This window comes from Micromonospora palythoicola, assembly GCF_036689795.1.
Lineage (GTDB): Bacteria > Actinomycetota > Actinomycetes > Mycobacteriales > Micromonosporaceae > Micromonospora > Micromonospora palythoicola.
Map to the genome: position 1 here is coordinate 1 of NZ_JBAGKI010000042.1, position 23453 is coordinate 23453.

At 73.3% G+C, this 23453-nt stretch carries 18 protein-coding genes; 10 read left to right on the forward strand and 8 right to left on the reverse strand.

Translation table 11 applies throughout. The features are described 5' to 3' along the window. The first annotated feature begins 136 nt into the window (after positions 1 to 136). Positions 137 to 682, forward strand: a complete 546-nt coding sequence (locus V5O40_RS18515; RefSeq protein ID WP_332906660.1) for a DsbA family protein — start codon at positions 137 to 139, stop codon at positions 680 to 682. 93 nt (positions 683 to 775) lie between these two features. Here V5O40_RS18515 and V5O40_RS18520 read toward each other — a convergent pair whose 3' ends face one another. Next, on the reverse strand, positions 776 to 3565 hold the full coding sequence (locus V5O40_RS18520; protein WP_332906619.1) for a LuxR C-terminal-related transcriptional regulator: 2790 nt from the start codon (positions 3563 to 3565) through the stop codon (positions 776 to 778). A gap of 229 nt (positions 3566 to 3794) precedes the next feature. Here V5O40_RS18520 and V5O40_RS18525 point away from each other — a divergent pair, with 229 nt between their 5' ends. From V5O40_RS18525 to serS, 5 genes are all read left to right on the forward strand, one after another. Continuing rightward, a complete protein-coding gene (locus V5O40_RS18525) occupies positions 3795 to 4250 on the forward strand; it encodes a hypothetical protein (protein ID WP_408631906.1) in 456 nt (151 codons plus the stop codon). Beyond that, entirely contained in the window at positions 4247 to 5401 is a 1155-nt protein-coding gene (locus V5O40_RS18530; protein WP_332906620.1) for an alcohol dehydrogenase catalytic domain-containing protein, read from the forward strand. The genes V5O40_RS18525 and V5O40_RS18530 overlap by 4 nt, the downstream gene beginning before the upstream one ends. 43 nt (positions 5402 to 5444) lie before the next feature. Next, entirely contained in the window at positions 5445 to 6635 is a 1191-nt protein-coding gene (locus tag V5O40_RS18535) for a saccharopine dehydrogenase family protein (protein WP_332906621.1), read from the forward strand. Between the two features lie 54 nt (positions 6636 to 6689). Continuing rightward, the gene (locus V5O40_RS18540; protein ID WP_408631907.1) at positions 6690 to 7778 is read left to right on the forward strand and encodes a DNA polymerase III subunit beta family protein; all 1089 of its coding nucleotides are present in this window, start codon (positions 6690 to 6692) and stop codon (positions 7776 to 7778) included. A 101-nt stretch (positions 7779 to 7879) separates the two neighbouring features. After that, the gene (gene serS, locus V5O40_RS18545) at positions 7880 to 9160 is read left to right on the forward strand and encodes a serine--tRNA ligase (RefSeq protein ID WP_332906622.1); all 1281 of its coding nucleotides are present in this window, start codon (positions 7880 to 7882) and stop codon (positions 9158 to 9160) included. A 143-nt stretch (positions 9161 to 9303) separates the two neighbouring features. Here serS and V5O40_RS18550 read toward each other — a convergent pair whose 3' ends face one another. From V5O40_RS18550 to V5O40_RS18560, 3 genes are all read right to left on the reverse strand, one after another. Next, positions 9304 to 9891 carry a TlpA family protein disulfide reductase gene (locus V5O40_RS18550; RefSeq protein ID WP_332906623.1) on the reverse strand — a complete coding sequence of 196 codons (588 nt, stop codon included), beginning with the start codon at positions 9889 to 9891 and terminating at the stop codon, positions 9304 to 9306. Between the two features lie 61 nt (positions 9892 to 9952). Further along, positions 9953 to 11419: an NADH-ubiquinone oxidoreductase-F iron-sulfur binding region domain-containing protein gene (locus V5O40_RS18555; protein WP_332906624.1), complete on the reverse strand. Its 1467-nt coding sequence runs from the start codon at positions 11417 to 11419 to the stop codon at positions 9953 to 9955. Next, on the reverse strand, positions 11416 to 13191 hold the full coding sequence (locus tag V5O40_RS18560; protein ID WP_332906625.1) for a ferric reductase-like transmembrane domain-containing protein: 1776 nt from the start codon (positions 13189 to 13191) through the stop codon (positions 11416 to 11418). The genes V5O40_RS18555 and V5O40_RS18560 overlap by 4 nt, the downstream gene beginning before the upstream one ends. 285 nt (positions 13192 to 13476) lie before the next feature. On the opposite strand from V5O40_RS18560, the gene V5O40_RS18565 reads away from it, so the two are divergent. Together V5O40_RS18565 and V5O40_RS18570 are read left to right on the forward strand one after the other, a co-directional pair. After that, positions 13477 to 14925, forward strand: a complete 1449-nt coding sequence (locus tag V5O40_RS18565; RefSeq protein WP_332906626.1) for an alpha-amylase — start codon at positions 13477 to 13479, stop codon at positions 14923 to 14925. A 330-nt stretch (positions 14926 to 15255) separates the two neighbouring features. Beyond that, complete coding sequence (locus V5O40_RS18570) at positions 15256 to 16110, forward strand: L,D-transpeptidase family protein (protein WP_332906627.1); 855 nt, start codon at positions 15256 to 15258, stop codon at positions 16108 to 16110. A gap of 51 nt (positions 16111 to 16161) precedes the next feature. Here the strand turns inward: V5O40_RS18570 and V5O40_RS18575 are convergent, their stop codons facing one another. Continuing rightward, entirely contained in the window at positions 16162 to 18258 is a 2097-nt protein-coding gene (locus tag V5O40_RS18575) for a prolyl oligopeptidase family serine peptidase (protein ID WP_332906628.1), read from the reverse strand. A gap of 287 nt (positions 18259 to 18545) precedes the next feature. Here V5O40_RS18575 and V5O40_RS18580 point away from each other — a divergent pair, with 287 nt between their 5' ends. Beyond that, positions 18546 to 19685: a site-2 protease family protein gene (locus V5O40_RS18580; RefSeq protein ID WP_332906629.1), complete on the forward strand. Its 1140-nt coding sequence runs from the start codon at positions 18546 to 18548 to the stop codon at positions 19683 to 19685. An 18-nt stretch (positions 19686 to 19703) separates the two neighbouring features. Here V5O40_RS18580 and V5O40_RS18585 read toward each other — a convergent pair whose 3' ends face one another. Together V5O40_RS18585 and V5O40_RS18590 are read right to left on the reverse strand one after the other, a co-directional pair. Continuing rightward, on the reverse strand, positions 19704 to 20258 hold the full coding sequence (locus tag V5O40_RS18585; RefSeq protein ID WP_332906630.1) for a Uma2 family endonuclease: 555 nt from the start codon (positions 20256 to 20258) through the stop codon (positions 19704 to 19706). 59 nt (positions 20259 to 20317) lie between these two features. Beyond that, complete coding sequence (locus tag V5O40_RS18590) at positions 20318 to 21553, reverse strand: D-arabinono-1,4-lactone oxidase (protein WP_332906631.1); 1236 nt, start codon at positions 21551 to 21553, stop codon at positions 20318 to 20320. A 59-nt stretch (positions 21554 to 21612) separates the two neighbouring features. Between V5O40_RS18590 and V5O40_RS18595 the strand changes: the two genes are divergently transcribed. Beyond that, the gene (locus V5O40_RS18595) at positions 21613 to 22041 is read left to right on the forward strand and encodes a hypothetical protein (RefSeq protein ID WP_332906632.1); all 429 of its coding nucleotides are present in this window, start codon (positions 21613 to 21615) and stop codon (positions 22039 to 22041) included. A gap of 396 nt (positions 22042 to 22437) precedes the next feature. On the opposite strand, the gene V5O40_RS18600 is transcribed toward V5O40_RS18595, so the two are convergent. Continuing rightward, the gene (locus tag V5O40_RS18600; protein WP_332906633.1) at positions 22438 to 23367 is read right to left on the reverse strand and encodes an LLM class F420-dependent oxidoreductase; all 930 of its coding nucleotides are present in this window, start codon (positions 23365 to 23367) and stop codon (positions 22438 to 22440) included. Between the last annotated feature and the right edge of the window lie 86 nt (positions 23368 to 23453).

The following is a 23453-nucleotide window of genomic DNA, read 5'->3' on the forward strand; positions in this document are numbered from 1 at the left end:
CCGCTCCGGGCATCCGTGTGGTGCAGAACCACATCGCGGTCGCCCCGGTGCTGCGCTGAGCCGTGGCGGAACCACCGGGGTGGGGTGAGCCGCGCTCACCCGACCGGACCCGAGGCTGGGGGATATGACCGACCAGCTGACCACGCCCCTGCAGGTCACCGCGCGACTGCGCACCCCCGTCACGGAGCACGACCACATCCGTGGTCCGCGCAGAGCACCGGTGACGATCGTCGAGTACGGCGACTTCCAGTGCCCCTTCTGCGGCCTGCTCCACGCCAACCTGACGGAGGTGCTGCGGCAACGCGCCGACACCGTCCGGCACGTCTACCGCCACTTCCCGATCACCAACGTGCACCCGTACGCCGAGCGGGCCGCCGAGGCCGCCGAGGCCGCCGGGCGGCGCGGCCGGTTCTGGGAGATGCACGACTGGCTCTACGACCACCAGGACCAGTTGGATCCGGTGCACCTGACGCTCGGCGTCGAGCAGCTCGGCCTGCCTGTCGACGAGGTGGAGGCGGAGATCGGACGCCACGCGCACGGCGACCGGATCCGGCACGACTTCGTCGGCGCCGTTCGCAGCGGAGTGGACGCCACCCCCACCCTCTTCGTCAACGACATCCGCCACGACGCCGACTTCGCCCCGGCCACCCTCCTCGCCGCCGTCGACGCCGCAACCCCCTGACCCAGGTTGATCATGAGGTTGTTGTCGCGCCAGCCGAACGGCGGGACAACAACCTCATGATCGACGAGACGGTCGCGGGGTGGGGCGGGGCGGTCAGATGAGCCGGAGTTGGCGGGCGCGGCGGACGGCGTCGCGGCGGCGGGTCGCGTCGAGTTTGCGGTAGATGTTGCGGACGTGGGTCTTGACGGTGTTGACCGAGACCGACAGCTCCGCCGCGATCTCCACGTTGGAGAGGATGCTCTGCAGGTAACGCAGGATCGTCAGTTCCCGCTCGGTGAGCGGCTCGTCCAGCGGTGCCACCACGTCGTCGGCGGTGCCGGTGCCGCCCGTCGGCGCGGCCGGTGTGTCGACGGCGCGTACCAGGTCGCTCACCAGCGACCAGTGGGCGGTGCCGGAGTCGAGATGGGCGGCGAGCAGCTCCCGCACTCCCGGCTCGGCCCGCAGGAATGGGCGACGGTGATCCTCCGGTGCGGCCAGGTCCAGCGCCTGCTCCAACAGCCGGCCCGCCCGACGGTCGTCACCGGCCCGGACGGCCAGCACCGTGGCCAGCAGGGCGGCGTCGAGACGTACCGGCAGCGGCCAGTCGGCCGCCGGTGCGGCGGTCCAGTCCGGCAGCAGCCGGTCGGCGGCCCGTGGGTCACCGGCCCGCAGCTCGGTCCGGGCCGCGGCGACGGCCAGCGCCGCCGACGCGCCGGTCGCCGGTTCGGACGTCGGGTCGTCGGCCAGCTCGCGGGCGGTCCGCACATCGCCCCGCGCGCTGTGCATGTCCAGCTCGGCCGCGCGCAACCACGCGCCCAGCTCGCCACCGCGCACTCCCCACCCGTGGCGGGCCTCCACCAGCAGCCGGTGGCCGACGCTCAGCTCACCCTCGTCGTGGCGCAGCCAGGCGCGGCACCAACCGGCGACCGCGCCGGGCACCGGATCGCCATCGGCAGGTGCGGCCAGCCCCAGGTGGGCCTCGGCCTCCACCGGCTGGTCGCGGTGCAGCGCCACTACCGCCAGCGCCAGCTGCGCGTACCCGCAGTCCCGCAACGCCGCCCAGCCCTGACCGGACGGCAGGGCGAGCGCCGCCCGGGCCGCCTCCTCCGCGGCGCGCAGGTGCCCACGCAACGCCGCGACCAGCGACCATCGGCTGGCGCAGACCAGCTCGGTGCGTGGACGTCCCGCCGCACGGGCGGCCAGCAGAGCTTCGGCGAAACCGCTCGCCGCGCCCGTCAGGTCGCCGTCGTCCAGCGCCAGCAGGGCCAACGCGGCACCGCTGACGGCCCGCGCGTCGGCCTCCTCACCGGCGTGGCCCCGCATCCCGGCGACACCGCTGCCGGCCGGCGGCGCGTCGGAGCCGGCCACGGCCCCACCGACCTGCCGGTCGCCGGTCGGATGTGCGCCGTCCGGGGCGAGCAGGCGGGCGGCGGCGGCGCGTACGGGCTGCGGGTCGCCGGCCAACCGGGCCAGGGTGAGTTCCACCGCGGCGACCAGCCGACCGAACCGGGCCCGACGCGGCTGTGGCAACCGTCGGGTGTGTCCGCCGGCCTGCCGCAGGTATGCCACGGCCGCTGCGACGTCGCCGTCGAGGGCGCGTTCGGCGGCGCAGGCCAGCGCGAGTTCGGGGTCGCGCTCCATCGCTTCCGGCGGGGGTGGCGAGGGCGCCGGTCCCACGCCGGCCGGTGGCTCGTAGGGCATCAGTTCCGGCCACTGGATCACGAACAGGTCGGTGGCTGCCGTCCAGTCACCGGCGGCGAGCGCGTGGCGCAACGCGGCGACGGGCCGGCCGTTGCCGGCGTACCAGCCGGCCGCCCGCAGGTGCAGGTCGCGCAGCTCGTCCATGGGCAACCGGGCCAGTTCGCGGTGCAGCAGGTCGGCCAGGAGCGGATGACACCGGTACCAGACCGGCCGGCCGCCGTCATGGTGCAGCAGCCCGCTGTCGGCGGCCAGCGTGCTCAGGCGTTCCTCGGCGTCCGTGGCACCGCTGAGCGCGGCGGCCAGATCCGCGCAGACGGCGTCGACGATCGCCGCTCGGCGCAGCAACTCCCGGTCCCCCGGCGCCAACCCGGCCAACGGCTCCGCCCGCAGATATCCCGCGATCTCCGGCTGGTCGGCGCCGAGTTCACTGATCCACCGCTCCGGGTCCGGTCGCTCGCGCAGGGCGAGTGCGGCGATCCGCAGCACGGCCGCCCAGCCCCCGGTCCGCTGCCGCAGCCGGGCCACGGCGGCGGCCGGTACCGCCACCCCGTGCGCGGTGAGCAGGTCGGCGATCTCCTCGCCGGTGAAAGCCAGGTCGTCCGGACCGATCTCGGTCAGTTCCCCGGCCAGCCGCAACCGGTGCACCGCCAGCGGCGGACCGCTCCGCCCGGCCGCCACCAGCCGCAGCCGCTGCGCACTGTGGCGCAGCAGGAACTCCAGACCGGCCAGCGCCGCCGGTTCGGTGATCCGGTGCAGATCGTCCACGATCAGCACCACCGACCGGTCCCGGGCGGCCAGGGCGGCGGCGAGGATCTCCAACTCGTCCGGGCGCGGCGTCCGGTCCGGCAGCGGCGTTTCCGCCGGATCCACGACGGAACGCAGCGCGGCACCGAGGTACGACCAGAGGCGGTCCGGGTCGTCACCCGCCTCGACCGACACCCAGGCCGGCATCGGGGCGCCCGGGTCAGCCTCCTGCCGGGTCCGCCGCCAGGTGGCCAGCAGCGTGGTCTTGCCCCAGCCGGCGGGTGCCCGGAGCAGGGTGACCGGGCGGCTCACCGCGTCGTCGAGCAACCGGGCCAGCCGGGGTCGCAGGACCATCGGTTCTCCCGGCACGGCGGGTGCCAGCCGGGAGGCCAGCAGGGGTGGGCCGCCCGGTGCTCGGACCGCCGTGTCGACCCGGACGGTGCTGCGGTCATCCGGCATCCGGCCCACCCCCACGGACGCGTGTTTCCTCCCCCGGTCCTGCGGCGGGCGGTTACCCGACAGGCGTCGGTTCACCCCTTCCGGGGGAACCGGGTTCACCCGGGACGTGGCGACACTGGCGATGAGCTGGGCGGACGCGCCGCGGATCCCACCGGATCAACCGCCGACGCCGCCCGGCGCGACGGCACGGCACGGCCGCAGGCGGGAGTCGGAGGTACGAGTGGGACGGGTGGGGACAGTTGTCGCGGTGGCCGGCGCTCTCGGCGTGGCGGCGGCCCGGGCCGCGCGTACCGCCGTCACCCGGCAGCGGGTCCGGCCCGCCCGGCACTCGGCAGGCTGGCAGGTGGTGACGATCGACCGGCCACCGGAGCAGGTGCTGCCCGCCGCGGTCTGGCCGGAGCCGCTGCGCCGCCTCGACGGTGCCGTGGAGGTCGCGGTGCGGCGGGCGCCGGGCGGCCGGGGCACCGAACTGGCGGCTCGACCACGGCCGCACGCCGCCTGGCCCGGGCTCGCCGCGCACCTGGTGGGCGACGATCCCGGCCTGCTGGTACGGCGGATGTTGTGGCAGGTCAAGCAGCTCGCCGAGACCGGTGAGGTGCTGCGTCCCGACCGGATGCCCGGCGAGCGCGGGCCCGTGGTGCCGGTCGGCGCCTTTCCACCGCCGACGGACGGGCGGTCACGGTGAGAGCGCTGTGCTGGACCACCGACAGCGGGTTGGCCGTACGCCAGGTCCCTGATCCGGAGTTGCGCAACGACCACGACGTGATCGTCCGGGTGCGGCGCAGCGCCACCTGTGGCGCCGACCTGCCGCTGCTCACCGGCCAGGCGCCCGGTCTGGCCGCCGGCGACGTGCTCGGCCACGAGTTCCTCGGCGACGTGGTCGAGGTGGGTGCCGCGGTACGCCGGCACCGGATCGGCGACCGGGTGGTGGTCTGCGCGTCGGTGGCCTGTGGTGCCTGCTGGTACTGCCGGCAAGGGCTGCCGTCCTGCTGCGACAACGGCAGCACCGATCCGAGCACGAGCGAGGCGGAGTGGGGTCATCCGGTGGCGGGCTGTTTCGGCCAGCCCCGCGCCGCGGGTGGCTTCGCCGGCAGCCATGCCGAGTACGTACGGGTGCCCTACGCCGATGTCGGAGCGTTCCCGGTGCCGGAGTCCGTCGGTGACGACCGGGCCCTGTTCGCCTCGGACTCCGCACCGGCCGGCTGGTTGGGCGCCGAGGCGGGCGAGGTGCGGCCCGGTGACGTGGTGGCGGTGTGGGGAGCGGGCGCGGTCGGTCAGCTCGCCGCCCGGGCAGCCTGGCTGCTGGGCGCCGAGCGGGTGGTCGTCGTGGACCGGCACCCCGCGCGGCTGCTGATGGCGCGGCAGCATGTCGACGCCGAGACCATCGACCGGCGCAACGCCGATGTCACGGCACAGCTGCGGGAGCTCAGCGGTGGCCGCGGGCCGGACGTGTGCGTCGAGGCGGTCGGCGGTCCCGCGGGGGAACACCGGTCGCTCGCCGACCGGTTCACCGGCCGCGCCCGGCTGCCGGAAGCGGTCCGGGAGGCGGTGCACGCCTGCCGCAAGGGTGGCCGGGTCGTCGTGCTCAACGGTGGCGTCCGCCACGTCGACGCGTTCCCGGCCGGCACCGTGGTGCGCAAGGCGCTGGCCGTGCGTGGCGGACGCCAGCACGGCCAGCGGCACATCCCGATGCTGCTGGACCGGATGGCCCGCGACGAGCTGCGTACCGAGTACCTGGCCACGCACCATTTCCCGCTGGACCGGGCCGCCGAGGGATACGCCCTGTTCCGGGACCGGCCGCAGGAGTGCGTGCGCGCGGTGTTCACCCCGCACTGACCGGCGACGGGCGGACCGACGCCGACGATGGCATGATCGCGGGATGGCTGCCCAACGGTCGTACGACGTGGTGCTGTTCGGGGCGACCGGGTTCACCGGCGGGCTCACCGCACGCTACCTGGCCCGGCACGCGCCGCCGGGATTGCGCTGGGCGATCGCCGGGCGCAACCCCGGCAAGCTGGCCGCGGTCCGGGACCAGCTGGCCACGATCGATCCGTCGCTGGCCGGGTTGCCGCTGCTCACCGCCGACGTCACCGACCCCGCCTCGCTGCGTGCCGTGGCCACCGACGCCCGGGTGGTGGCCAGCACCGTCGGCCCGTACGTCCAGCACGGTGAACCGCTGGTGGCCGCCTGCGCCGCCGCCGGCACCGACTACCTCGACATCACCGGCGAACCGGAGTTCGTCGACCGGATGTACCTGCGCCACCACGCCGAGGCGGTACGCACCGGCGCTCGGCTGGTGCACGCCTGCGGCTTCGACTCGATCCCGCACGACCTCGGTGTCTGGTTCACCGTCAAGCAGCTCCCCGCCGACGCCGCGATCACCGTGGACGGGTACGTACGTGCCGGCGGGCGGTTCTCCGCCGGTACGTACCACTCGGCGCTGACCGCCTTCTCCCGTACCGCCGAGGCGTCGCGGGCGGCCCGCGAACGCCGCGCGGCCGAGCCTCGCCCCACCGACCGCCGGGTCCGGGCCGTGCCGGGGCGGCTGGCCCGTTCGCGGGACCTACCGGTCTGGGCGGTGCCGCTGCCGACGATCGACCCGCAGGTGGTCCGCCGCTCGGCGGCGGCCCGCCCCGAGTACGGTCCGGATTTTCGCTACCGGCACTTCGCCGCGGTGCGGCGGCTGCCGACGGTGCTGGCCGCCGGCGCGGGGCTCGGTGCCGTGGTCGGGCTGGTGAAGCTGCCGCCGACCCGACGCTGGCTGCTCGGTCGGCTCGCCTCCGGGCAGGGTCCGAGCGCCGAGCAGCGGGCGAGGTCGTGGTTCACGGTGCGGTTCGTCGGCGTCGGCGGCGGCCGACGCGTGGTGACGGAGGTGACCGGCGGTGACCCCGGCTACGACGAGACGGCGAAGATGCTCGCCGAGTCGGCGCTCTGCCTGGCCGGCGACGACCTGCCGGCCACCGCCGGTCAGGTCACGCCGGTCACCGCGATGGGCGACGCGCTGCTGCACCGACTCACCGCCGCCGGCATCACCTTCCGGACGTTGGCGCAAGGAACGGCGCCTTCCTGACCTCCCGCCGGTCGGGCTTGACCCTCGACCAGGTCGAGGGGGCAGGATCGGGTCGTGGACAGTGACCTGCGCAGCATCGGAGAGCTGGCCCGGGCCAGCGGGCTGACGGTGAGCGCACTGCGGTTCTACGACGCCGCCGGGGTGCTGGTTCCGGCCCGGGTCGATCCGGTCACCGGGTACCGCTGGTACGCCGACGCCCAGGTGGCACCGGCCCGACTGGTGGCTGGGCTGCGTCGGATCGGCCTGCCGGTCGCCGAGATCGCCCGGGCGGTACGCGCGGAACCTCCGGTGGTGCACCGCCTGCTCGATTCGCACCTCGGGCGGCTGGCGGACGGGCTGGCCGAGGCGCGTGCCGAGGCCGCCCGGATCCGTCGCCTGCTCGCCGCCGACGCCCCGCCGGTCACCCGGCTCGTCCTGGCCGGGCCGGAGCTGTCCGCCGCCGTGGACGCCGTCCGGTTCGCGGTCGGCACCGACCCGGCGCTGCCGGGGCTGGCCGGTGTGCTGCTCGACGTGACCGACGAGGGTGTCCGGCTGGTGGCGACCGACCGGCACCGGATGGCGGTGGCGACGGCCGGTGCGGCGGTGCGCGGTCCGGCGGTGCGGGCGCTGCTGCCGGTGGCCGCCGTCGACCGGTTGCGCCGGCTGTCCGGCGAGGCGGCCACCGGCGAGGTACGGCTGACGCTGGTCGGCCGGCAGGTCGTCGCCGACGTCGCCAGGCGTCGGTTGCGGGTGACGACCCTGCCGTACGACTTTCCCGACTACCACGCCCTGCTGCCGGGGACGACGGGTGCGCCGGCCCGCCGGGTGCCGGTCGACGCGCCGTGGCTGGTCGCCGCGCTACGCTCCGGCGCCCCCACGGTGACCCGTGAACACGCGGGCGGTCCGCTGCCGGTGACCGTGCTGGGGCTGGGTGGCCGGGACCCGCTACGCCTGCTCGGCCCGGACGAACTGGCCGACAGCGGGACCGGTCGGGCCGAGGTCGAGCTGCGGGTCGGCGTCAACGGGGAGTACCTGCTCGACGCCCTGCACGCGGCGGGTGGCCCGCGCCTGGTGCTGGAACTGGACGGCCCGGTCACCCCGCTGGCCATCCGCCGCCCCGACGATCCGGCCGCCTTCTCCGTCCTGATGCCGATCCGGCTCTGACCGCCGGAACCGGGGTGGCGGGTGCGGGAGGCGGGGCGATTCGGGCGCGACGGTAGCATCTGTTGGTCCACCCGAGCCCGGACGGAGGCGTACGGAGCAGCATGCTCGACATGGAGTTGATCCGGAAGGATCGCGACGCGGTGGCGGCCGCGCTGGCGAAGCGGCTGGACGCCGCCGAGGTCGACCGGGCGCTGGACGACATCCAGCAGCTCGACCGGGAGCGCCGCCGGCTGATCACGGAGATCGACGGGGAACGCCAGCGCCGCAAGGCCGAGGCCCGGGCGTACGCGCAGGCGAAACGGGCCGGTGTCGAGCCGCAGGTCACCTCGGAGGCCGGTCGGAAGCAGGTCGCCGAACTCGAGGCGGAACTCGACGAGGTGCAGGCGCGGCTGCGCACCACCATGAGCGAGCTGCCCAACCTGCCCGCTGAGGACGTGGTGCCCGGCGGCAAGGAGGCCAACCGGGTGGTGAAGACCTTCGGTGCGCCACCGGCCATCGAGAAGGTCCGTGACCATGTCGAGTTGAGCCGGATGCTGGGTCTGGTCGACCACGAACGCGGGGTCAAGCTCGGCGGCTCCGGCTTCTGGATGTACACCGGGCTGGGTGCCCGGCTGGAGTGGGCGCTGATCAACTGGCTGATCGAGCGGAACATCGAGGCCGGGTACGAGTTCCTCCTGCCACCGCACCTGCTGTTGGACAGCGCCGGTTTCGCCGCCGGCCAGTTCCCCAAGTTCTACGACGACGTCTACCACCTGGACAAGCAGTCCGCGCCGCGCGGGCAGTTCCTGCTGCCGACGGCGGAGACGGCGATCCTCGGTGCGTACCAGGACGAGATCCTGGAGACCGCGAAGCTGCCGCTGAAGGTGTTCGCGTACACCCCGTGCTACCGGCGCGAGGCGGCCGGCTCGCACTCCGACGAGCGGGGCACCGTACGGGGCCACCAGTTCAACAAGGTGGAGATCTTCCAGTTCACCCTGCCCGAGCAGGCCGACGCGGCGCTGGAGCAGATGGTCAGCCACGCGGAGAGCCTGGTCGAAGGGCTGGGCCTGCACTACCAGCGCAGCCTGCTCGCGGCCGGCGATTCCAGCGCCTCGATGCGCAAGACGCTGGACATCGAGGTGTGGATGCCGAGCACCGGTAAGTACAAGGAGGTCTCGTCGGTCTCCTGGGGCGGTGACTACCAGGCCCGCCGGGCGGCGATCCGCTACCGCGAGCCGGGGGGCAAGCAGACCCGCTTCGTGCACACCCTCAACGGCTCGGCCCTGGCCACCAGCCGCCTCCTCCCGGCCATCCTGGAACAGTTCCAGCAGCCCGACGGCTCGGTCCTGGTCCCCGAAGTCCTCCGCCCCCGCCTCAACACCGACCACCTGACCCCCCGCTGACCCCACCCCACCCCACCCCACCCCACCCCACCCGCTCACCCACCCACTCGTGTTGATCATGAGGTTAGCGGCAGCCCTGGAGATCAACAGTGCCGCTAACCTCATGATCAACGAGGCGGTGGGTGGGGCGGGATGGGGTGCTGTCAGGGGGTGGCTAGGGCGGTTACGCGGCGGGTCAGGTCCTCGCCGTCCAGCCAGCCCTGGTGGATGATCCGGCCGTCGCGGTCGATGATGACGAAGGTGCTCTGCTCGACGACCTCGAAGCGGCGCCAGATCGCTCCCGCACGGTCCTCGATCTGTGGCATCGGGCCCAGTTCGAACTCGGTGACGAAGTCGGTCATCGCCTTGCGTTCGCCGAGCCCCGCGACACCGATGATCGGCACGGTCTCCCGGAAACCGGGCTCGATCTCGGCGATCGTCCACGCCTGGCTGGCGCAGGTGGCACACCAGGGTGCCCAGAACCAGAGCACCACCGGTCGGCCGGCCAGGGTGGCGGCGTCGAAGGCCGCGCCGTCCAGGGTGGTGCCGGTGAACCGCAGGGTGTCCGGCACCGGCACGGTCGGCCCGGTCGTCGGGGACGCGGTGTCGACGGCGGTGGGCGGCGGGCCACCGGCCGGCGGGGCCGCCTCGGCGCCCGGACCGGCACCACATCCGGCGGTGGCCAGCACGGCGGCGAGCAGGGCGGCGGTGACCGCCCCGGTGAACCGTCCCGTCGGTGGAAGCGACCCCATCGGCGTCTCCTTCGATCCGCTCACCCGTCAGCCGGCAGCGGAGCCGCGACGGTCGGTGCGCTCAGGCATCGGTCAGCCGCAGGGCCAGCGCCGGGCAGACCTTCACCGCCTTCACCGCACCCTCCCGCAACCAGGTCGGTACGGGGGTGGGCGGGAACGCGGGGTATCCGTTCTGGTCGAGCCGGATGAAGTCCGGCACCACGTGGGCGCAAAGGCCGTGCCCGTCACAGCGGGACCAGTCCAGGACCAGCTTCTGCGGGTCGGGGTCCGGAGCGCCGGGCAGGCCCATCATGCCCTTGACCCGCCGACCGCAGCCCTCGCCGGTGGTGTGCTTCTTCAGGTCGTCGGCGAAGACCTCCATCGCCGAGAGCGCGAACCGGGACGTACCGTCGGGGTGGCTGCACGCGCCACGGCCCTTGACGTCGCCGGCGGCGGCCCGGACGACCTCCACCGGCGCGCTGCCGGAAACCGCCAGGTCGACGGCGCGGGCCAGGTCGGGCAGCCCGCGCTTGCACGGGCCGCACTGCCCGGCGGACTCCCCGGCGAGGTAACGCACCACCTGCGCCGCCTCGCCCAGTGGGCAGGTGTCGTCGCTGAGCGGGACGATGATGCCGGCGCCGAGCGTGCCACCGACCGCGGCGAGGCCCTTGCGGGAGACCTCGGCCCGCTCGGCCGCCTCCCTGGTGATCCACTTGCCGTGGTAGCCGCCCATCAGGATGCCGGGGCCGTCCGGCACCTCGCACAGTTCGAGGATCTCGGCCAGCGGGGTGCCGGCCGCGCACTCCACCACCGCGTGGCGGTTCGCCGCGCCGGTGACGCTGAGCAGCACGGTGCCGGGTTCGTCGTCGGTGCCGAGCGCCGCGTACTCGTACGGGCCGAGTCGGGCGGCGATCGCCACCTGGGCGTACGTCTCGGCGTTCGACAGCAGGGTCGGCAGCCCGCCGACACCGGATTCGCTGGCCCGCTTCTTGGTGCCGGGCGGGATGTGCGGCAGCCCGTTGATCCCGTTCACCAGCGCGCCGCCCTCACCGCTGATGAACCGGTGCGGCACCGTCACGACGCTCGTCGGCACCGGCATCCGGCGCTCGTCCAGAGCCTCCATCAGGGACTCCCGGCCGACCATGTCGTCGGCCACACAGAGCACGATCTCCTCCGCGTCGAGCGCGAACGCGGCGAGCGCGGCACCGTCGAGGATCAGGTGCGGCGCCCGGGTGAGCAGGACCTTGTCCTTCCAACTGGCCGGCTCGCCCTCGGTGGCGTTGACCACCACCACGGGCGGCAGATCCTGGCGTTCACAGGACTCCAACACCGCCCGCAGCTTGCGCGCGAACGGGAAGCCGGCCCCGCCCTTGCCCTTGAGCTGGATGCCCTCGGCCAGCCGCAGCAGGTTGGACGGCTCCATCGGGCTGATCGGGCCGTGCACCATCTCGTGGGCGCGCAGGTCGAGCCGGCCGAACTCGGCGAACCCCGCGGTGAGCCGGGGCTCACCGACGGCGGCCACCGGGGGAACGGTGGTCCGCGTCGTCACTTGGCCTCGCCCCGCAGCCCGGCCCAGTACGCGCCGTCCACCGAGTCCGGATCCGCCCGCCGGCGCCGCCGACTCTCCGCCGAGGAGGCTCGGCGGGCCCGCCGGGAGGCGAGGTCGACCAGGGTCGGGGTGTCGTCGTCGGCCACGTCGTCCGGGGCGTACCGGGCCGGCGGACGCCAGTAGTCGGTCTCCGCCTCCGGCAGGTCGTCCTCGGCGCTGTGCCGCCCACCGCCGCTGCGCGGCTCGGCGGAGATCGGCGAGCCGGAGATGGGTGCACCGGAGATCGGGCCGGCCGAGATCGGGTTGCTCGACTCCCACCGCCGAGGGCTGTCCCACGGCTCCTCCGGCTCGTCGACCATGCGCTGCGGCGGGGCCGAGTACCGGCTGTCGGTCCGGGACCGGCGTGAACGGCCGTACTCCTCCTCGTCGTCGGAGTCGCGGCGGCGGCGCACCGGCTCCTCGTACTCGTACTCCACCAGGTCCTCGTCGCGGCGGGCCGCACGACGGCCCACCGGCTCGCGCTCCACCTCGCGCCGCGACCGGCGGCCGGTCGGTTCCTCGTCGCGCCGGGACCGGCGGACCACCGGCTCCAGGTCCTCCTCCACCCGCGCCGCTCGCCGCCCGGTGGTCTCCAGATCCTCGTCACGGCGGGCGGAACGCCGGCCGGTCGGCTCGGCATCGCGGCGCCGACGTGCCACCGGTTCCAGCACCTCGGTCTCGCGGCGCACGACCCGCTCCAGTTCCTCCTCCTCGCGGCGCGAGGCGCGCCGGACGACCGGCTCGAACTCCTCGTCGCGACGGTCCCGGCCGGACCGGACCGGCTCCCGCAAGGTGCCCGGCTCGGGGACCACCGGCACGGTGAACCGTTCCGGGTCGTTACGCCGGATGGTGGGGCTGGCCCAGGTGCCGGAGGTGCTGTCGGCCCAGCTGGTGTCGCGACGGACCCGCTTCTCCCGGCCGTCGTCGGCTTCCTCGCGCCGGCCGGTCAGGGTGCCCAGCAGGGACTTGCCCCGGGTCTCCTCGGTGGACTTGGCCCCGCTCATCACCTCGTTCAGCACCGCGGCCTGCTGTTGCTCACGGCTGCGCCGTTGCAGGGTGACCGAAAGGCGGACCATCAGGGCGATCACCACCAGCAGTACGCAGGCGAAGTAGCTCAGGCCCACCCAGGTGGCCGGCGGACGGCCGGCGAGCAGGCCGTGGAAGATGGCGAACGGCCAGGACACGTACGCCATGGAGTGCAGGGCACGCCACACCCACTTCGGGCCGACATCGGCGAACCGGGCCCGGATGATGCCGGTCCAGAGCACACCCACCATGAGCAGCGCGGCGATGGTACCCAGTCCGACATAGAGGCCCCGGCCACCGACGAACGGCACCGCGGCGTCGGTCATCCCCGCCCGGCCGCTGGCGATCTTCGTGATGACGTGGAAGGCCAGCCCGGCCACGCCGAGGATGCCGGTCGCCCGGTGCGCGGACTGCAACAGCACCCGGTGCCGGATGAGCAGCACCAGCCGGTCGGTGGCGAGCAGCCCCATCATCACCGTGAGGCTCAGCGCGACAAGCGCGATCACGCCGGCGAAGAACTCGGTGAAGAAGAAGCCCATCGCGTACATCTTCTGGCCCGCGCCGGTGAGCATCGTCAACGCCCACAGCGCGGCGAGCCCGGACGCGGAGAGCGCCATGATCTGGCCGCGGGACCGGACGCGGATCCCTCGACTGCTGCTGCTGGTACGTACGGCAGCTGCCTTCTCGTTCTGCGTAGCCCGGACCATCTGCTCCTCGATCGTCTCGCGGCGGCACACCGCCGGCCGACCTGTTCCCCACTCCAGTACGCAGCGCGGCTCCGGTCGGATCAGTGTCGTAAGAAAAAATCTCGTCGAGTTGTCGAACCGCCCCGCCGCCCGGCGCGTATAACGGCCCCGCCGTCGACCGTCCACACCAGCGCATTGACAGGCATTGAAATCGACTTGTAACCTTTCTGAAATTTTCAGTCCCGGTTGCAAGGTCCGGGCAACCCGCACCACCTCCCCCGTCCCCCGGCACCCCTGGAGCACCCGATGCATCGACGTCGACTCCGCCCGGCGATCGTCGCCCTCGCCCTGATCGCCGGCCTCCTCGCCCCCGGCGTGGTGACCGCACCCCCGGCCGTCGCCGCCCCGAGCGGAGGCAAGAAGGTCATCGCCAACCTCTTCGAGTGGAACTGGCCCTCCGTCGCCAGCGAGTGCGCCAGCACCCTCGGCCCGAAGGGCTACGGCTTCGTCCAGGTCTCACCACCGCAGGAGCACGTACGCGGCAACCAGTGGTGGGTGGCCTACCAGCCGGTCAGCTACCGGATCGAATCCCGCAAGGGCACCCGCGCGCAGTTCAAGTCCATGGTCGACGCCTGCCATGCGGCCGGCGTGAAGGTGATCGTCGACGCGGTCGTCAACCACATGTCCGGCCAGACGAACGGCGGCACCGGCTGGGCCGGCTCGACCTACCAGCACCACGTCTACCCCGGCATCTACCAGTCGCAGGACTTCCACTACTGCGGGCGCAACGGCAACAACGACATCGTCAACTACAACGACCGCTACGAAGTGCAGAACTGCGAGCTGGTCAACCTCTCCGACCTGAAGACGGAGTCCGACTACGTCCGCTCCCGGCTGGCCGCGTACCTCAACGACCTGCTGTCGCTCGGAGTGGACGGATTCCGGCTGGACGCCAGCAAGCACATGCCGGCGGCCGACATCGCCAACATCCGTAGCCGGCTCAACCGGTCGGCGTACATCGTGCAGGAGGTCATCTACGGCGCGGGCGAGCCGATCACGCCGAACGAGTACACCGGCAACGGTGACGTGCACGAGTTCCGCTACGGCAAGGACCTGGCCCGGGTGTTCCGCTCCGAGCGGCTGGCGTACCTGCGCAACTTCGGCGAGGGCTGGGGACACCTGCCCAGCGGCGTCTCCTCGGTCTTCGTGGACAACCACGACACCCAGCGCGACGACGGTGGTGTGCTCACCTACCGCGACCGGGGGATCTACGCCCTCGCGAACGCCTTCATGCTGGCCTGGCCGTACGGCTCCCCGACGGTGATGTCGAGCTACACCTTCAGCAGCCGAGACGCCGGCCCGCCCTCGGACGGCAGCAACAAGACGCTCAACACGGTCTGCTACTCCGGCTGGGAGTGTGAGCACCGCTGGCCGGTGATCGCGAACATGGTCGGCTTCCGCAACGCCACCGAGGGCACCGGGGTCAGCAACTGGTACGACAACGGCAACAATCACATCGCCTTCAGCCGCACCGGCCGGGGCTACCTCACCATCAACGACGAGGGCTCCGCGATCAACGGCCGCTCCTACTACACCGGGCTGCCCGCCGGCCGCTACTGCGACATCATCCACGGCACCTTCACCAACGGCACCTGCTCCGGCCCGGTCATCACCGTCGACGCCAACGGCTGGTTCGCCGCCAACATCCCCGCCCACGACGCCATAGCCCTCCACCTCAACGCCCGCCTCCCCTAACCAGCACCCCCTCCCCACCCCTCCCCCGCCGCCGCCCTCCCCGCCGCCGCCCTCCCCGCCGCGACCCGCCGCGACCCGCCGCGACCCGCCGCGACCGCCGGGACCCGCCGCGTTGATCAAGAAGTTTTGGTCGCCCCGCCCGCGGATCCAGACGCGAACTTCTTGATCAACAGGCCCACAGCCGGCGGGTGGGGTGGTGGCGGGGTTGGGGTTTTGGGGTTGTTTGGGGGCTTTGGAGGGTAGGGTGAGATGGTGGGAGTTTTGGGAGTTTTGGGAGTTTTGGGGGTTTTGGGGTCGCGGGGGCGGCGGGGGGTCGCTGTCGGGGTGGGCGTGGCGGTGCTGATGGGTGGGGCCGCGTACACCGGGTGGGCGCTGACGCCGACGCCCGGGGCGGCGCCGGTCGCCGGGCCCACCGCCGGGGCGGTGCTGCCGACCGCGGAGGTGCCGCCGTCCGCCGACGCCGAGCGGGTGCCGCCCGCCGCACCGGCTCCGGACGGGCTGCCGGAGATCGACTACGACCCGGCCCCCGCCGGTTTCCCCGACGACCCGGACGCCCTCGACGCCACACCGCTGACCCGGGGCCTGCACCCGACCCGCAAGCTCGCCGCGTACGACGCGCCCGGTGGGCGGCCGCTGGCGTTCCTGATGCCGACGATCAGCGAGGTGGAACTCACCGTGCCGATCGCCCGCCGCGAGTCCGGCTGGACAGCGGTGCTGCTGCCCTCGGCCAACCGCAAACTTGCCTGGCTACCACCCGGCGGCTTCCGTACCGTCGCGCTGCGCGACCAGATCGTGGTGGAACGGACCCCGTTCCGGCTGACCTGGTACCGCGACGGCACCGCGCAACGATCCTGGCCGGTCAGCCTCGGCCAACGCGGCCAGGAAACCCCGCTCGGCCGGACCTTCGTGCTGGGCCGCACCCCACCACCGGAGTCGGTCTACGGCGGCGTGGACATCTACGCTCTCGGCTCGATCCCCGACGACCTGGACTCGGTGCCGGCCGGGCTGCGCGGCGCGCACATCGGCATCCACACCTGGTACCACGACGGTGAGCTGGGCCGGCAGACCACGAACGGCTGCATCCGGTTGACCGCCAGCGGCCAGCGCCTGCTGCTGGAGAAGGTGCGTCCGGGCACGCCGGTGGTGGTCGTCGACGAACTGCCCGCCCCACCCGCCACCGCCTGAGCCGACCTGGTCGGCGCTCCGGCGAGGTCCACGAGCACCGCCGCACCAGAGTCAGTAGCCGGCAACCGACGTCCGGTCGTGCGGTCGCGGCGGTTGACGCGGCAACCCGCCGGTTGACGGGACCAACCGTCGCCAGAGGAACTCCAATGACAACGCCTCGATGAACGCGCGCTGCTCGTTGTTCGCCGCCGCGCCGTGCCCGCCCTCGACGTTCTCGTAGTAGGCCACGTCGTGACCGTGCTCACGCAGCCGGGCGGTCATCTTCCGGGCGTGTCCGGGATGCACCCGGTCGTCTCGGGTGGAGGTGATGAACAGGACCGGCGGGTACCGCACCTCGCGTCGCACGTTGTGGTAGGGCGAGTACTCCCGCAGGTAGGCCCAGTCCTCCGGAACGTCCGGGTCGCCGTACTCGGCGATCCACGAAGCGCCGGCCAGCAACCGGTGATAGCGCCGCATGTCCAGCAGTGGAACGTTCGCGACCACGGCCCCGACGAGCGACGGGTATCGGGTCAGCATCGCCCCCATCAGCAGACCACCGTTGCTGCCGCCCTCGACCCCCAGCATGGCCGGCGTCGTGATGCCCCGGCTCACCAGGTCGGTGGCCACGGCCGCGAAGTCCTCGAAGGCGCGGGGCCGGTCGGCTCGCAGCGCGGCCCGGTGCCACCGCGGGCCGTACTCCCCGCCCCCGCGAATGTTCGCCACCACGTAGGTGCCGCCGCGAGCCAGCCAACCCCGCCCGACGACGCCGTCGTAGCCGGGGGTCAGGGACACCTCGAACCCGCCGTACCCGTGCAGCAGCGTCGGCCCGGCGGGCGTGGCCGGGTCCCCGACCACGAAGTACGGCACCCGGGTGGCGTCGGCGGAGGTGGCGAAGAACTGGCGTACCGCCAAGCCGTCGGTGTCGAAGAACGCCGGCGCCCGCTTCAGCGTCTCGACGCTGCCACCGACCTGCCCGAGGCGCAGCGTGGCCGGTTGGAGGAAGGCCTCCGAGGCGACCAGGTAGGCGTTGCCCGACTCGGGGTCGGTCTCGACAAGGCAGCCCTCCTCGTCCGGCGGCACTCCCGGCAGCGGTTCGCGCCGCCAGCCGTCCTCGCCGGGGGTGAGGATCTCCAGCCGACTGTGTACGTCGGTGAGCGTGGTCAGGATCAGGTGGTCACGGGTCCAGGCGAAGCCGCCGAGTGAGGTGTGCTCGTCGGGTCGGAACAGCACCGTCAGCTGCCGGCTGCCGGCAAGGAACGCGTCGAAGCGGATCGCCAGCAGGGTACCCGGCGGGTGGGTCGACTGACCCAGCGTCCACGGCGTGCGCGGCCAGACCAGCAACCATTCCCGGTGTACATCCCAGCCGGCGTCCTCGGGGACCGGGATCCGGACCCGCTCCCCCGACCCGGTCAGCAGGTAGCTCTCCGCCCGGTAGAAGTCGAGGCTGCGACCCACGAAGTCCCGCTCGAAACCGGGCGTCGGGTCATGCCAGCCGTGCGCGCCGACGTCCTCGGTGGCCGCCTGGTAGACCAGCTCGGCCTCGGCCAGTGGGGTGCCGCGCCGCCACCGCCGGATGGTGCGGGGATAGCCGGAGTCGGTCAACGAGCCCGGCCCGAGGTCGGTGCCGACGAAGATCTGGTCCGCGTCGATCCAGCTCACGTCGGTCTTGGCCTCGTCGATGGTGAACCCACCGTCCACGAACGCCCGGTCGACCAGGTCGTACTCGCGCACCACCACCGCGTCCGCGCCACCCCGGGACAGACTGACCAGGCAGCGCCGGTGCTGCGGCGGCAGCGTCCGCGCACCACCCCAGACCCAGTTCTCGCCCTCCCGGTCGGCAAGCGCGTCCAGGTCGAGCAGGACGTCCCAGTCCGGCTCGACCCGGCGGTACTGGTCGAGCGTGGTACGTCGCCACAGCCCGCGTGGATGGGCGGCGTCGCGCCAGAGGTCGTAGTAGTAGCCGTCGCCGCGCCAGGCCGGATAAGGGATGCGGTCGTCCGCGTCGAGCACCTGCCGGATCTCGGCCTGCCGGGCGGCGAACGCCGGGCCGCCGGTCAACGCCGCGACGGTCTCGGCGTTGCGGTCCCGGATCCATGTCGCGGCCTCCCGGCCGTCCAGGTCCTCCAACCAGAGGTACGGGTCGTCACTGTCGTCGGTCGAGATCGCCACCCTCGAACTATCGCCGACGTACCTTTCGGCACCGGACTCGGCTGCTGTCGACATGGCGACTCCCATGGCGGTGTCGCCCGCTGCCACGCGCTGAGCTTCCCGAGCTTCCCCGGCCAGGTATCACCGGCCAGCCCACCACCTGGGTCGTGCCGCCCGGCACCGCAGACTGATCGACCCAGCCGCCTGCCGAGGCAGCCACCCGCTCACGGCACGGAAAATGGACGATGCAGCGAATCGGTGACGTCCGGCCCTGGCATGGGCACGGGCTGCCGGGGTATGACCGAGACATGAGGGCGAGTTTCCGGCTCGGCCGGATCGCGGGTGTACCGGTCGGGGTCAACTGGAGTGTCCTGGTCATCTTCGCGCTGATCTGGTGGGGGCTGTCGGCCAACCTGTTCCCCGAGTCGTACCCGGACCGGTCCGTGGTCGCGTACCTGTTGGCCGGGCTGACCGCCGCGGTGGTCTTCTTCCTCGGCCTGCTCGCCCACGAGGTGTCCCACGCGGTGGTGGCCAAACGCAACGGCCTGGGCGTGCAGGGGATCACCCTGTGGCTGTTCGGCGGGGTCGCCGAGTTGCGCGGCGAGGCCCGATCTCCCGGTGCCGAGCTGCGCATCTCCGGAATCGGACCGCTGGTCAGTCTGATCATCGGCGTCTTCTTCGGTGCCGTCGCGACGCTGCTCGCGCTGGCCGGGGTGCAGGGGTTGCTGCTGGGCGTGATGGCCTGGCTCGGCGGCATCAACCTGCTGCTGGCCGTGTTCAACATCCTGCCGGCGGCACCGCTGGACGGCGGGCGGCTGCTGCGGGCAGCGGTGTGGAAGGCCACCGGCGACCGGACCCGCGCCACGGTGGTGGCGGCCCGGGCCGGTTGGATCCTCGGTCTGGCGCTCATCGGGTTCGGGCTGTGGCGGTTCCTCACCGGCACCGGTGTCGGCGGGTTGTGGCTGGCCTTGATCGGCTGGTTCCTGATCGGCGCGGCCACCATGGAGGAGCGGCAGGCCCGGGTGGGCGACGCGCTGCGTGGCATCCGGGTCGCCGACGTGATGACCCCGCAGCCGCAGACCGCGTCGGGCGAGCTGACGGTGGCCGACTTCGTGGACAACTACCTCTTCGCGTACCGGCACACGGCGCTGCCGCTGATCGAGGACGGCCGGCCGGTCGGGCTGGTCACCCTCGACCGGGTACGCGGCGTGCCGTCCGGCGAGCGGGGCAGCACCACCCTGGCGGCGGTGGCGTGCCGCGCCGACGACCTGGTGCTCGCCTCCCCCGACGAGCCGCTCACCGACCTGCTGCCCCGGCTCAGCGAGTGCGCCGACGGCCGGGCGCTGGTGGTCACCGACGGCCGCCTGGTCGGCATCGTCTCCCCCAGCGACATCAGCCGCGCCGTGCAGCGCAGCAGCATGCGCGACCAGCTCACCACCGGCCGCTGACCGCCGGCTGCCGCTGGCTCAGTCGAGATGGTCGGCCGGCGCGGTCTGCAACAACCAGGCCAGCGGCATGCGGGCCTGCTCGACGTACCGCCCGTCGCCGCCGAGTTCGTGCAACGTGACCGTCTGCGCGCCGTCCCGGTCCACGACCCAGTACCGGGGGATGCCGGCCCGGGCGTACTCGCGCACCTTCGTCACCGAGTCCATCGCCTCGGAGCCGGGCGACACGATCTCGATCACGAGCGCGACGTCCGCCACCGCCGACCACACGCCGCGCCGGGGAGGTTTGCGCCAGACGCTGAGGTCCGGAATCCGGCCACCGTTGCCGTCCGGCCCGGGGATGCGTACACCGACCGCCTGGAGCACCTGTTCCGCAGGCCAGCCCGCCATGATCAGCCAGGCGAACAGTCGGCTCGCGATCGTCGCGTGCTCCGAGTCGGGCGGCGGCATGACCGACAGGACCCCCTCGGGGCTGGTCTCGTAACGATGACCGTTCGCGTCGGCGGCGTTCATCGCCGCCACGTCGTCGAGCGTCACGACGGCGGGCATGTGCATGCCGACAGCCTCAGCGCTCATGGACCCATCCTAGTTCGATGTCCGGGCACGTCCACCGGGCCGCGCCGCGTCGGTCCTCGTCAGCGGGGCAGCAGCTGGTCGAGTTCCTCGGTGCGGAACCTGCCCTCGGGGTCGAGGCGGGCCACCAGCGCGGCGAAGTCGGTCCAGCGGGGATAGGTCTCGGCGATCGTCCCGGTCGGCATGGTGAAGACCTTGCCCCAGTGCGGCCGGGGCGCGAACGGGGCCAGCGCCCGCTCGACCTCGGCGAGGACCGGCAGCACCGCCGCGGCGTCGGCGATCCAGGTGAAGTGCACCGCGAGGCTGTCGCGGTCGTACTGCGGGCTGAGCCACAGCTCGTCGGCGGCGATGGTGCGCAGCTCGCTGGTCTGCGCGACCGGGGCGATCAGGTGCGCCACCTGGTCCAGCGCGGCGAGCGCGTCGGCGGCCACCGCGCGGGGCAGGTGGTACTCGGACTGCAACTCGTCGCCGTTGCTCGGCGTGAAGCCGAGCCGGAAGTGCGGCAGCCGCTCGTGCCAGGGGCCGGGCACGCCGAGCTGCTCGGTGCAGTTGACCACCGGCATGCCGGGCACCGGATGCCAGGGCCGGTCGGCCGCCGTGGTGCCGAGCCAGTCCGCCGGAGGTTCCGGCTGGTCCGCGAGCTGCTTGCACCAGACCTGGGTGCCGCGGGTGGAGCGCCAGTCGGTGAAGACACTGACGCTGTACGCCGAGGCGAGCGCCTCGTCCAGCGCCTCGCGGGGCAGGTCGAGGCGGACGTACTGGCGTATCTCGAAGGTGGGCACCACGTCCAGGGTGAGCCGGGTGACGATGCCCAGCGCGCCGAGGGAGACCACCATGCCGGTGAAGTCGGGGTCGGTGCGGTCCACGGTGAGCAGGTCACCGGCGGCGGTGACCAGTTCCAGCCCGGCGACCGCGGTGGCCAGGTTGCCGACGGTCTCGCCGGAGCCGTGGGTGCCGGTGGCGACCGCGCCGGCCACCGAGATGTGCGGCAGCGAGGCGAGGTTGGCCAGCGCGTACCCCCGCTCGTGCAGCCAGGTGGCCAGGTCGCCGTAGCGCAGCGCGGCCGGCACGTGCACCACCCGCCGCTGTTCGTCCAGGTGCGGGGTGGCCGGCAGTCCGGCCAGCGTGACCAGGTCTCCGGTGGTGTCGCCGAGCCGGTTGAAGGAGTGTCCGCTGCCCACCGCCCGGAGCCGGTCGCTGCCGGCGACCAGTTCCCGCAGCTCATCCATCGACGATGGCCGATGGAACGCGCGGGCCGCGTACTCGACGTTGCCGGCCCAGTTGCGGTGCGTCGACACTTCCGCCCCCCTCTGCCCGCCGGCGGTTACCGCCGGCTCCGTCGGGGAACCCTACGCCGATGAGCAGCTACCGTGATCCCGCCCCTCGTGGCGACGTGTACCCCTCCGAGGAGGAGATCGATCCGGCCGGCAGCGGCGTGGAGCCCGCCACCGGGCCGGCCGGCACCGTCGACGGCTCCACGGTCACCTGGTCCGACGCCGGGCCGTGGGCGAGCCAGCCGGACCCGCAGCCCAGCCCCACCCCGGAGCCGGTGCCGGAGCCGCCGCCCGCCCCCGGACCGCCGCCCCGGGTCGACGCCGGCGCCCGGTCGATCGTGACCCGGCACATGGACGGTTCGGTCCAGGTGGTCACCGACTTCGACGGCGACGGCGTGGCCGACCAGGTGCAGTTCGACCTCGACGGTGACGGGCTGCCGGACGTCACCTACCTCGACCGCGACCGGGACGGCCAGCTCGACACCGTGCTACGCGAGGAGCACCGGGTCTGACGCGCCGTCCGGCCCCGCCCGCCTTGCCCGGCTCGTCCGGCTCGACCGGCCTGCCCGGCCCGGCTCGACCGGCCCGGCTCGACCGGCCCGGCTCGACCGGCCCGCCTTGCCCAGCCCGGCTCGACCGGCCCGCCTTGCCCAGCCCGGCTCGACCGGCCCGCCTTGCCCAGCTCGGCTCGACCGGCCCGGCTGCCCGGGGTCCGGCGGGCGGCAGCTGGGCGAGATCGACTCCGATTGCGGCATGCCGGTGTCTCCGGGGCCGCTGACACCCCGGCTTGCCGCAATCGGAGCCGCCCCGCGACACACCGAGCCGCCCCGCGACACACCGAGCCGCCCCGCGACACACGGAGCCGCCTCGCGCCCCTCGACGCGGCGGGGCCGCCCGGGTCGGCACGGTCAGAGCTGGCGCATCACCTCGGCCGCGACCAGGTCCAGGTGGTCCAGGTCGGTCAGGTCGAGGACCTGGAGGTAGAGGCGCTGGCTGCCGATTTCCGCGTACCGGCCGATGGTGTCGATGACCTCGGCGGGCGTGCCGGCGAGGCCGTTGGCGCGCAACTCGTCCGGTTCCCGGCCGATCGCGGCGGCCCGCCGCGCCACCTCGGCGTCGTCCTTGCCGCAGCAGAGCACCAACGCGTTGGACCAGGTCAGCTGCGCCGGGTCGCGGCCGATGTCGGCGCAGGCGGCGCGGACCCGCGCGAACTGCGCCACCGTCTCGTCGATCGAGACGAACGGCAGGTTGAACTCGTCGGCGTAGCGGGCGGCGAGCTGCGGGGTACGCTTCGCGCCCTTGCCACCGAGCAGGATCGGCGGGTGTGGGCGCTGCACCGGCTTGGGCAACGCCGGCGAGTCGACCACCTGGTAGTGGCGGCCGGTGAAGTCGAACGTCTCGCCCGACGGGGTACGCCACAGACCGGTGATCACCGCGAGCTGCTCGTCCAGCCGGTCGAACCGCTCCCCCAGCGGCGGGAACGGGATCCCGTACGCCTGGTGCTCGGCGTCGTACCAGCCGGTGCCGATGCCCAGCTCGACCCGCCCGCCGCTCATCTGGTCGACCTGCGCGACGGTGATCGCGAGCGGGCCGGGCAGCCGGAACGTCGCGGCGCTCATCAGCGTGCCGAGCCGGATGGACCGGGTGTCCCGGGCCAGCCCGGCCAGCGTCGTCCAGGCGTCGGTAGGGCCGGGCTCGCCGCTGACCGACCCCATCTTCAGGTAGTGGTCCGACCGGAAGAAGGCGCCGAAGCCGGTCTCCTCGGCGCGTCGGGCCACGGCGAGCAGGTCGTCGTAGCTGGCACCCTGCTGGGGTTCGGTGAAGATCCGCAGTTCCATGGTCCGAGCATAGGTAAACGGCAGGTGTGCCGCTTTGCCTCGTGCCATGGTGCGTCGACGGCCGGCGTCCGCCCCGCCTCGGACGC